The sequence below is a fragment of the Prosthecobacter fluviatilis genome (assembly GCF_055388355.1).
Window position 1 is genome coordinate 472731 of sequence record NZ_AP043782.1, and the last position, 13190, is coordinate 485920.

The 13190-nt window shown below is 61.4% G+C and carries 1 protein-coding gene (only partly in view); it reads left to right on the forward strand.

The window, feature by feature from the left end:
• Positions 1–13190: the beginning of an autotransporter-associated beta strand repeat-containing protein gene (locus tag ACZ5WW_RS01745; protein WP_377169428.1), read on the forward strand. Its footprint extends 14122 nt past the window's final position; the window shows 13190 of its 27312 coding nt (coding positions 1–13190); it begins with the start codon at positions 1–3; its stop codon lies off the right edge, out of view.

The window sequence follows — 13190 nt, forward strand, 5'->3', positions numbered from 1 at the left end:
ATGTGTCTGTTTTTGCTGATGCCTCTGATGACGCTGCCTGTGCCTTTGAGCGCAGCGACTGTGATCTGGGATCCCGCGCAGGATCAAAGTGGCAGTGGAGGTGCCGGTACTTGGGACATGACCACTTCCAACTGGCTTGGAGGTGGAACTGATGACATCTGGAATAATGCAGGCGGAAACACGGCGGCCTTTCAGGGCGCGGGCGGTCTGGTCACCCTGGCCGCAGGAATCACCGCTGGCGGGCTGAGCTTTGATACCTCCGGGTACACACTCGTCAGCAACGGGCTGGCGCAGGTTCTCACCCTCGGGGCAGGGGGGATTGCGGTGGGGGCTTCCAGCGGGACGATCACGATCGGTGACAGCAAGCTGACTTTGGCGCTGGGTGCAGCCGAATCATTCACCAACAGCTCCGGTGGTCTGCTTTCCATTGTGGGGAGCATCACCAATGGTGGCAACCTTCTCACCCTCGCCAACACATCCAGCGGGGATATGACGAGCAGCGGTGGCATCAGTGGCGCAGGAGGGCTGACCATCAACAGCACGGGCACGGGCATCGTGACACTTTCTGGCAGCAACTCATATACAGGGGCCACCAGCATTCTGGCAGGTACCCTGAAGGCAGGAAGCGCCTATGCTCTCAGTGCGGGCTCGGCGCTCTCTCTGGCCAATGTCGCGGGAGCCACGCTGGATCTCAATGGCTTCAATCAATCCGTGGGCTCTCTCTCTGGCGGCGGTGCGCTGGGCGGAAACGTGGTGCTGGGGAATGGCGCGGTGCTGACGATCGGCGGAGCGCTTACTTCGGCTGTGGGCGGCTATTCTGTGAACACAAACATCGCCAACTCCAGTTCATGGAACACTTTTGCCGGTCTGCTGTCCGGCAGCGGGTCCCTGGCGATAACGGGCGGAGGTGTGGTGTACCTGACCAACAACAACAGCTACACCGGATTTACCAACGTCCTCGGCGGCACCCTGGTCATCAGCAACATGGGGCAGCTGGGGGCCTCCACCACGACGATCTCCGTTGCGGGCTTGAACAGCTCGCTCGCCGGTGGTGCGCTGGTGGTGCAGGGCGGCACCACAGGGCTCAATTTTACCCGCAATCTGGGCGTGGCGGGCTACGGCATCAGTGGTGCCAACAACAGCGCCGGATATGCCTTGGTGAACATCGGCAACAATAATTTCAGCGGCATCTTCACCGCAGCCTCGAACACCGAGACACGTGTGGCTTCTGTCGCTGGAACCATGAACTTCACCAGTGCCTCCACGATCAACATTGCCGGCGGGCTTGACCTTCAGATCAACGGCTATGGCAACTCCAGCTTCAACGGTTTCGTGACCGGAGGGACTGTGGGCTCTCTTTCATTCTACCGTTGGAGTGGCGGCGGTCTGCTTGGTCAGGTCACCCTGGCCAACCCTTACAACAACTTCCTCGGAGCAGTGGAAGTGACCGGCTCTTTCCTCCGTGCCTACTCGCCGGGTGCCCTGGGAGCCGCCGTTGACATCAAATCCATTTATTCCTACGCCGGCACCTACGAACTGCGCGTGGATGAAGGCAACACGGACTTCTCGAAAAAGACGGTTGCCTATGTCAATGCCGCTGGTTCCACCATTTATGCCGGGCGCTCAGTCGGAGGTGTGGGCATCAATCAAACCGTCACCATTGGCGGCGCCAGTGTGAACGGCGTCGTCTCTCCAGGTCTCAATGAAGCACTGTTTTCCACCAGCGCGCTCGTGACCACTTTCAACGGCAATGACGGCTATGGGATCACCATTGGGTCTGGAGGGACGATCGCCTATGGCTTCTCTGCCACCGCCGGGAACAACCACAGCTATACCAGCAGCCTGAACGGACTGCTCACGCTGAACACGAGCTTTCTCTCCCAGGACAGCACCGCCACCCGGACCTATACCATCACCGCCAACGGTGATGTGCTGCTGACCGGCAACCTGCTGAGCTCCGTGGGCAACGTGGACCAGATCTGGTCCAAGGCCGGGTATGGTGCTCTGGCCATTCAAGGTACAGCCTCCACCAATGTCGGCGTATTTAACATCACCAACGGCAGTGTGTACGTCAATGCCCTGAGTGCGCTCAATGTGAACACTACCACGGGCACGGGCAGTGGTGGCATCCAGATTGGAAGCACCACCACCAACGGCATTCTGAATTACCTGGGATCAGCCGCAGGCGGTGTGGGGGAAACTTCCAACAAGGCCATCCTGCTTTCAGGCACGACGGGTGGGGCGGTGCTGTTTGCCAATCAGCAGCAGGCGGCGGCAAACACTGGGGCCACGGGGCTCACGCTGACCAGCAGCATCGCCGCTCCGGGAGCGGGGGCCAAAACACTCTACCTGGAAGGGTACAACAACACGGGCACAGCTGCGGTGATCAATCAGATCACTGGCGTGATCCTGGACAATGGTGTTCTCGCGGCGAACAGGACCTCGCTCATCAAAGGCGGTTCCGGCACCTGGCTCTATGCGCCGGCGGCTTCTTCCTACGCAGCTGCAGCAGTGGCCGCAGGCGCCACGGTGGCCACGAACAACACCACCTCAAGTGGCGGAACGGTGCTGAATTTTGCCAGTACCAATGGGCTGGCGGTGGGACAGCAGGTCTTCGGTACAGGCATCGCCGCGGGGACATACATCAGTGCGCTGACGGCCACCACGGTCACCCTCAGTGTGGGCACGTCCGGTGCCATCAGCAGCGGTGCTTCCATCGTCTTTGGCGGTGAGGCCTCATCTGCGGCCACCATTCCCACCATTGCGACCAGCGGCAGTACCGCCTCAGGAAGCACGTCTGTGACACTCGCCAGCACGACGGGGCTGAATGTGGGGATGATCGTTACTGCAAGCGCGGGCCTTCCAGCGGGCACCTACATTACAGCGATCAACAGCACCACCAACACCATCACGCTGAGTGCTGCCACGACCGCAGCCATTGCCGCCTCCTCAGCACTGAGCTTTAACGGCGCCGCCAACACCAACGTTGTCACTCTGGCGAATGCCTCGGGACTGGTCGTGGGCCAAAGCGTGACGGGGGCCAACGTGCCTGCCGGGACTTTCATCACGGCCATCTACGGCAACAATGTGGTTTTCAACAACACCATTGCCACTGCCATCGGTGCAGGCAGCACGCTGTATTTTGGCAGTGTCGGGGCCACCGGTGTGGCGCAGAGCTTCAGCGGCACAGTGACGGTGGCGGGCGGTACGCTGCAGGTCCAGCCCACGGCAGCCAGCGGCAACGGCTCCGCGCCGCTGACAAGCAGCAACAACCTGGTGTTCTCCACGGATGTCCTCACTGGAAACGGATATGCCGGAGGCACTTTTCAGATGCTTGGATCTGCGGCCGCAGGAGCCACGGCGATGACCGTCGGGCAGCTCATTCCCACTGCAGGACAGGGGAACATCACCACCACGGCCAACGGTGGCACGCCGACACTTACCTTTGGCAATGCCACCCCCATCGGCACGCGCGGCGCAGGTGCGGTGCTTAACTTCAGTGCCGGCGCTGGCACTGCCATACGCTTCACCACTTCGCCCACTCTGGTGAACGGAATCATCGGCCTCACCACGAACAACGGTTTCGCCTACTACACAAACCCAACCACCAGCGCGGTGGACTTTGCCACCGTGACGGGCACAGGGCCCTACGTGGTGTCTGCCTATGCGGGCTATGTGTCCGGGCTGCCCGCCTCGCTTTCCACCGCTACCAGCACCTACTGGCTGAGCAGCGGCACAGTCACCACCACGGCGCCGGAAACGATCAATGCGCTCAAGATCTCCGGCAATACTTCTCTGACCCTTGGCGGAGTGCTGACACTCGGCACGGCGGGCAGCACCAGCGGCGTACTTTTCGACAACTCCACAGGCTCGGCCACCATCAGCGCCAGCTCCGCATCTTTCACGCTGGGCGGTGCAGGCAGTGAAATCATCGTCTATACCGGTGGCAGCAACAACGACAACACTCTCACCATCAGCGCAGCCATCAGCAGCGGTGCAGGGGCTCTGACCAAGGCAGGCTCGGGCAAGCTGATCATCAGCGGCGCGAATGCCTTCACCGGCAACGTCAACATCGACGCAGGCACCCTTCAGCTGTCGGGCGCCACTGCCACGCTGGGCGCCATCACCACTGTTGGCAACATTACCGCTGTCCGCCAGGATGCCGTGCTCGACCTCAACGCCGCAGGCGCGGGCAATACCATCACGATCGGCGCGCTCACAGGTGCGGGCACTGTCACCAACAGCGGTGGCGGCAGCAACACGGCAGCCACGCTGAACATTGGTGCGTACAACGTCACCACCACGGCCAGCGCCGGTTTCTCCGGTCTGCTGAAAGATGGTGATGGCGTGCTCAATGTCACCAAAAACGGCTCGGGCACGCAGTATCTGAATCCTCTCAACGGAGCCGTCTCCAGCACCACTCCCACTGGGCAGACACTGGGCAGCATCGGTTACAACACATACAGCGGTGTGACCACCATCGCCCAGGGCACTCTGGCCGTGTCACTCCTGGCCAATTACGGCAGCGTCAGCAGCATTGGCACTGGCAGCGCCCAGGGGAATGCCGCCAGCCTTGTCCTCGGCAGCTCCGCAGGTGCTGCGGCGGGCGTGCTTCAATACATAGGGCAAAACAGCAACTCCTTCCTTTCGACCATCCAGTCACCGTCCGTGCAGACGAACCGCCTTTTCACACTCGCGGGCAATGGAGCCCTGGATTCCTCAGGAGGATATGGGAACTCAGCCGTCGGCACCGGCAACCAGAACAACGCAGCCATCTGGTTCACCAACACCGGATCTATTGCCTTCTCCACCTCCGGTGCGAAGACGCTGACGCTGCAGGGCAACTCCACGGGAGACAACGAGATCGACCTGAAGCTTATCAACAACACCATAGACAGCACGGCGCTCAGCGTGACCAAGGCGGGCACGGGCCTGTGGATCCTCGGCAACGCCGCCAACACTTACAGCGGCGCCACCACCATCTCGGCGGGCACTCTGCGCGCCCAGGACGCAGGCTCCACGCTCACCACAGCGACTACTGTTGCCAATGCCACCGCCTCGACGGTGCTGGATCTCGCCAGCACGGCGGGACTCGCGGTGGGCCAGACGGTCACCGGTGCCGGCATTGCCCCCGGGACCACGATTGCCAGCATCCTCGGCCCTTTGCAGATCCGGCTGAGCACCGCAAACACCGTGGCCAGCGGAACGTCCCTGACCTTTGGCAGTGTCGGCAGTCTCTCTGCCAACAGCAATCTGGTGCTGGCAGGCGGGGTGCTGGAGACCTCCGGCATTTTCACACGCAGTCTGGGCACGGGGGCAGGGCAGGTGCAGTGGCTCTCAGGTTCCTCCAACGGTGGCTTTGCGGCATCAGGCTCTTCGCTCATTGTTGCCATCGGCGGTCTTTCGTCGCTGTCGACGCTGACCTTTGGCTCTTCCACTTTCACCAGCGGCACCTTGCTGCTGGGCTCTGCCACCGCACTTTCAGACACGACCATTCTGAATCCTATCGATCTGAACGGGGGCGCAAGAACCATCACCGTCACGGACAATGGAACCACCGCTGCTGACATCTACACGCTGGCCGGTAACATCAGCGGAGCCACCGGCAGCTCGCTGACTTTGTCCACACCCGCAGGCACCATGTTCCTCATCAATGGGGCAAACACCTACACCGGCAACACCTTCATCAGCGGGGGAGGTGCCTTTGCGGTTCAAAGCATTGGGGCAGGCGGCATGTCGAGTTCCTTTGGTGATGCCACCGGAACGCTGAACCTCGGCAATGGCACCACTGCCGGTGGCTACCTCCTCTACGTCGGCACTGGCGAAACGGTCACACGCACCATCAATCTCAACACGACCACCGCCAGCAACACCATCGACTCCAGTGGCAGCGGAGCGTTGAACATCACCAAGATCATCAATCTTGGCAGCGGTGCCAAGGGGTTGACTTTGACGGGGGAAAGCCGCGATGCCAACACCATCACCTCTGTGCTGGCAGACAATGGGGGAAGCCTGTCCCTGACCAAGGGCAACGGCGGTGTCTGGATCCTGAACGGGGCCAACACCTTTACCGGCGGCGTCACCATCTCCGATGGTTTCCTGGGCATTGGCTCCGGCTGGAGCACCATCTCCGCCAGCAGCGCCAATCCGCTGGGCATGAGCGCAGGCACACTGCTCACTCTGGGAGCCACAGGCGGGATGTTTACGCTGAATTCGGCGGGAACCACCATCGCCAGCACCGTTTCTCTCACGGGCTCTTCCGGCATCAATTTCACCTTCAATGGCCTGAACTCCATCGCATTCACCGGCACCACCATCATCAACCTGGGAGCTGCAGGCTCCATCTTCAACAACATCGCCCCCAGTGGCACGCTGACATTCGGCGGTCCTTTTTCGGTGACTGCCAGTGCGGCGCTGACCCTCGGAGGCACAGGAAACACCATCTTCAATGCAGGCCTGCCCTCGACCTACACTTCGCTGCTGACCTTCAACACGCTCGGCACAGTGACCCTGAACGCGAGCAATGCGCATACCGGCGGGGTGAGCTTGACGGAGGGGAATGTCATCGTGAATGCCAAGAATCCCTTTGGCACCTCGGCCGGAACTTTCACCTTTGGCGGGGGAACGCTGAGTGCCGGCTCCCTGGCGCTGACAGGGACCAATGCCATCGTCAATCCCGTGTCTATCACCAGTTCTGTGACCGTGCTGTCCGGGAGCAACTCGATTGAGTTTGCCGGTGTGCTGGCTCTTGGGGCCAGCCGGTTGATGACCAACAACATTGCCGGCGGGTCATCCTTCATTCTCTCCGGGGGGATCACCAACACCGCCGCCTCAACCCTGACTCTGGCCGGTTCTGGCAATGTGCTCATCAGCGGTGTCTATAACGCAGGCACAGGCGCAAACGCCCTCGCTTATTCGGGCACCGGTACGCTGACGCTGACGGCAGCCAACCTCTATACCGGAGCCACCACGCTGAACAGCGGTACGACGGTGATCAACGGAGCGGCTGGCGCCCTGAGCGGCACGTCCGGCATTACCGTGAATCCTTCCGCAACACTTACGCTGGACAACAGCGGATCCGCCCTGGGCAATCGTCTGGCCAATCATCCGCTGACACTCGCCGGTGGCACGTTCAATTTCATCGGCAACAGCGCGGGAAGCATTGAGGGCACAGCCGGCACAGGAGCCGGGGCTCTGGTCATGGGGACAAGCGGCCAGAGCGCCATGAACATCACCAGCAACGGCGGCACCACCAAGCTGAACTTCTCCTCACTGACCGTCAACGCCGGCAGCACACTGGATGTCACCTCCAATGTGGCCCTCGGCACCAGCACCAACCAGGTGAACTTTGGCAGCTTGTTGAACACAAGCGCAGCCACCGTGACAGGGACCACCCTTACCGTTGCCTCAACGACGGGGCTTGCCACCGGCCAGGCTGTGACGGGTGTCGGCATCCTGAACGGCACCACGATTTCGAGCCTCACCAGCACCACGGTCACACTGAGCCAGGCTGTGGCTGCTTCCGGAGTGGCCTCCGGGAGTGGGATCACTTTCGGTGTGCCTGCGTATGGGGCGATCACCTCTTCCGCCAATGCGCTGCTTCCCCGCATCACCATCGGAGGCACCTCCTGGGCGGCCATGGGGGCCAATGGTCTCACCACTTTTACCAACTACAGCACTCCAGCTGATGTCACACTTGCGAGCCTGATCTCGACGCCGACGATCACGCTGCAGGTGACGGGCAGTACCACGAATGCACTCTATTCAGCCGGGGCTGCACCGGGCGGTCGCATGCTCAATGCACTCTCCATCAACGGCAACGGCCTCACCGTGGGTGTGGGCACGGATGCCGCAACGGGGCTGGCCAGCGATCTCTCACTCACCCTGAGCAGCGGTGGCATTTTGGTGAATGGCGGTACGAACACGCTGAACGCCACACGCATTGTGCTGGCGCCGGTGAACGTGACCACCACTGCCAATCCCAGCACGACGGGCACGGAAGCCATCATCCAGGTGGCGAGCGGTTCCACCTTGAATCTCGGCGGCACGCTCGTCGGCACCCTGGTGACCAATCAAAATCTCGCAGGCACCAACTTCTTCCCGAACACAGCGAGCCCCGTGGCCAGTGTAGCCATCAGCGGGCTGACCAAGGGGCTCAGCGGAAATCTCAACATCACCGCCCGGCAGTTTTACACCGGGGCCACTGTTCTCAACGGCGGCACCACGAAGCTTGCGGCCGGGAACAACACCCTGTTTGACAACGGAGGCGCGCTGACGGTGAACTACGGAGCCACGCTGGATCTGAACGGCACCGTGCAATACGTGGGCAACTTCAGCAGCAATGGCGGCGTGGTTCCTGGGGCTGGCGGTACGGTCACCAGTAGCAATGGACCCGCTTTGCTGGTTTCCAACGCCACCACTGGCACCTGGGCAGGCAGCATCACCGGCAGCCTGGCCAATGCCATCACGTTTGCCCGGGTCAACGGCAACACCACCCTGATGCTTTCCGCCAACCCCTACTACGGTGCCACGATCATTCTGGGGGGCGGGCTCACGCTTCAGGATAATGCCACGCTCTCCAACACCTCCTCCATCACGCTGAATTATGCGAACCTCAGCCTGAACAACAACACGGATCTGTTCACCAACAACAATGACCGCATCAATGACGCGGCGACGATTTCCATCAACGCTGGCAACATCATTCTCACCGGACGCGCCAACACCTACACTGCCGAGAGCCTGGGGGCCCTCACTGCAGCCTCGGGTGTCAGCACCATCTCGGTGGCCATCGGGGGCACCGGTACGTTTTCGAATGCAGACCTGGGTTTCGCCAGCATCACACGCACAGCGGACGCCATCCTGAACTTCCTCGGCACCACGCTGGGGGCTGATGGCTCGAACCCGCGCATTCTCGTCACCAACAGCGCCAGCATGGGGTACAGCACCGCCACCGGCGTCATCGGGGCCTGGGCCATTGCCAACTCGGACACATGGGCGGGCTTCAATCCCTCGATGGGCATCGGCGCAGTGGGAACCGTTGGATATCAAGGCTACGCCGGCGGCTACATGTCCGGAGGTACCGTCACCACCACCACGGCGGTGGCGGGAGCCAACGTGCTGAACACCTACTCTGGCGGCACGCTCAACGGCTTTGGCGCAGGCAACGTGACCAACATTCTCAACGGCATCGCCGGCATCAACCAGGTGATCACTCTGCCGTCTGGCGGTGCGACCACGGACTACCTGCGCTTTGCCGGTGTGGCTGAAAACGACCTGGCGTTCACCAGCCCGGACGATGTGCTGAACATCATCAAGGGGGGGCTCCTTCACAGCAACAGCGGCGTGGGGTCCACCATGATCGGCACGCCCGGGGTCCGCGGCTTCCTGACTACAGGCGGCACGGCAACATCGGGCACTTCTGAGCTGGTGGTATATAACACCGCAAGTACTGTCACAGGCACGGGTGTCGCCGGTACGGGCACGGTGGCCAACAGCAACGTGGTCACCATCACTTCGACCACTGGTCTCTTTGCAGGCATGGCGATCAGCGGGACGGGCATCCCCACCGGCGCATACATCACCCAGGTGCTGAGCGGAACCCAGTTGTCCATCAACTACAATGCTCTTTCCACCAGCGGCGCGCAGACCCTGACCTTTGCCTCCGACATGGTGATCAATTCCATCATTCAGGACAACGGCCTGGGGAGTGTGACGCGCCTGAACAAGGCTGGCACTGGCACACTCACACTCACCGCTGCAAACACCTACACAGGTGGCACGGTCATCAATCAGGGCACCGTGAATCTCGCGGCCGCGACCGCCGGCACCATCGTGATTCCGGGCGGCGGACTCACGCTCGTGGGCGCCGCCACCGGCGTGACCGCCACCACGCTGAATGTTGGCATCAGCGCTTCCGGAGGCAATGCGGTCGGCATCGGCGGCCAGATAGAGTCCAGCAACACCCTGACCATCATCGGCAAGTCCACTGTGAATCTGGCCGGCACGCAGACGCTGAACAGTCTTGTGTTTAACAACAACGGTGGTGAAGGGGCTCCCACCGTGACCACGGCCACGACCATACCGGTGAGCGTGCTCAATCTATCGAGTTCAGCTCCCATCACAGCAAGCTCCAGCAATCCAGCCACCGTCTCCCTCATCAGCGTTGCATCCCTCGGTCTCGCCACGGGCCAGAACACCATCACGGTGAACCCCATCCAGATCGCAGGCAGCACGGTCACCCAGCTGACGGCCTCTCTCTCCATTGCTTCTCCAATCGTGGGCATCGGCACGACAGGTGCGGGCGTTGGCATCACCAAGGCGGGCAACGGGCTGCTGCAAATGAGCGGTGCCAGCACATTTGACGGTGGTGTGAATCTCTCTGCAGGTGGCATAGCCATCGGTGGCAGCAGCATTACCGCTGGCGTGGGTGGCGCGGTGATCAGCGGGCCTCTCGGCACGGGCACGTTCACCATCGGCACAGGCACCTACCTGACTTCGACATCAGCCGCCAACGTGATCTCCAATGCGCTGGTATTGGGTGGCAATGATCTCAGCTACAAAGGACCAAATGGTTTGACGCTGAACGGATCTCTGACCCTCAATTCTGGCAGCACAACGGTGAATGTGGATGTTCCCGGAACATTCCTCACGCTGGGTGGTGTCATCACCGATAACGGTGGTGCGGGCGGCGGGGCTTCGAGCATCATCAAGACCGGTCTTGGCACTCTGGCTCTGACCAACAACAACAGCTTTGGCGGTTCCATCATCGTCAATGAAGGTGTCATGGTGCTGGGGGGAGTCACAGGCAACACTCCACAGCCTCTGGCCAATGCCAATGTTACGATCACCAGCAATGGCACTCTGGCGCTTGAGAACAATGGTCTGAGCAACAGCGGTCTCATTGTTTATCAGGGACTGTCGATCACCGTCAATCCGGACTCCAACTATGCGAACCTCTTCGTGGGCAATGCGGCCGGCATCGGCGTGACGGTCTCTGGCAACGGCACAGGCAACGCCATCAAAGTGCCGCAGCTGACGATGACCGGAACGCAGGTGCTGAATCTGACCAGCGCCAACGCGTATTCGATCATCTTCCAAAACGTCACAGACACGACGGGGGCTCCCCGCTTCAACGTCGCAGCTGGCACGACGGCCTACGTCTACGGTTACACGGCTGGAAACAAGCCGGTCAACATCGGCCTGGGTTCCCTGTATTTCCCCGACATCGTGACTCAGGGCACGACCACGACCGTTGCCACCAATCCTATTGAGCTTTCCAGCTACAATGGCAGCAGCTACTACCCGCTGCTGATTCAAGCGCCCTCGACAGCGCCATCCACCACGCCGGCTGGCTACACGGCTGGTGGTTTAAATGCCGGCTACAGCAGCCTTGCTGCCGCGCAGGGAGTTCTCAATGTCAATGTGGCGGGCATCGGCTTCTCCGGCGTCGGCACCGTGGGCCTGCTGAACGATGCAAGCATGAACAATCGTGCGGCAGCGACCTCGGCCTCATTCACCAACGGCATCAGCACGCTGCAAGGGCTGCTGAAAATCACCACGGGCGGCACCTACACTTTTCGCAGCGCCTCGGATGACGCGAGCGTGCTTTACATCGACGGTCAGCTGCTCATCAGCGACATCGGTCCTCATGCCGGGCTGACCGAGGCCACGGGGAATGGACAGATCACGCTTAGCAGCGGCTACCATACCATCACCTACACCGCCTACAATGCCACGAGTTCCGGCTCCTACCGGCTGCTCTACTCAGGTGCTGACACAGCCAGCAATGGCGTGGGCAATACCGTGGCCGGGGCCACGGGCGGCTTCCAGTCCATCTCCTCCAGCAATCTCTTCTATGCCACGGCGGCGCCGACTGCGGCCAACAGCTACAACTTTGCGGCGATCATTAACAACAACTACACCCTCGCTGCCGGCGCTTCGGCCACCATCGACACGCTTGCCTCGCCGCTGGGCGCTGTGATCGCGCCAATGACCGGCACGGCCATGGTCTTGAACAACAACTCGAAGCTCAACATCGTGAACGGTGCGAACGGCATCTACGGCGCAGGATGGGTCGGTGTGGATGGGGCGATCACGATTGGGAACGGCGTGGTCATCGCCACCACAAACACCGCCAGCCAGGGCGCGGGAACTCTCAATTTGATCGGTGCCATCACTCATGCAGGTGGCGGCACTGCGAATGCCATGTACAAGGCAGGCACCGGCTCTTTGATCCTCGGTGGCAGCAATACCGGCTTCACAGGCGACCTCGTCATCCAGTCCGGTTTTGTCCAGCTCAACAGTGCGTCAGCCCTGAGCGGCGGTACCACGGCCAGCCTCGGCGGTACGCTCATTCGCAACATCAACTCCTCGACGACCTCTCTGCCAACAGTGACCAGCGGTTCCACGACGCTCACGCTGGCAGGCGCTGACACAGCCACCTCGCTTTCCCTGCAGGTCGGCATGAGCGTTTCCGGCACAGGCATCCCTGTGGGTACGTACATCACCGCCATCAGCGGCACCACGGTGACGCTCTCCCAGGCCGCTGTCTCCAGCGCTTCCGGCACCTATTACTTCAATGCCTCAGGCATGCTTGATCTCAATGGCCAGACTTCGGTGGCTGGAAATGTGACGATCAATGGCGCGGGGGCGCTCATTCCCTCCGCCTCCGCCACACCGACGGCCGTTCTTGCCGCAGGCTCCAGCGGCGCCCTGTGGAACAGCAGCCTCACCGCCGCCAGCCTGAGCGGCATACTCACCCTGGGCTCCAGCTCCACGGTGGGTGGCAATGGCGACCTCACGCTGAACTCCATTGTGGGCGGCAGCGGCATCACTCTGACGAAACAGGGTACGAATACTCTGACGCTCAATGCCAGCAACGGCACCCAGGTTTTCAATACCAGCATCTCGCTCGGTACGCTCAAGCTGGGCAACGCCGGAGCCCTGGGCGCTGCGTCCAACACGATCACCATTGCCACCGGTGCCGTTCTCGACTTGAACGGCATGACACTCACCAATGCCAACGCCCTGACCATCTCCGGCGTCGGCTACGGCGGCAGCGGCACGATTACAGGCTACGGCAGCGTCAGCTCGCTCGGCGCATTGATCAACACCTCCACCACCGCAGCCAGCTACGCAGGCGTTGTCACGCTCGGGGGCGCCACCAGCATCGGTACGAACTACATCAA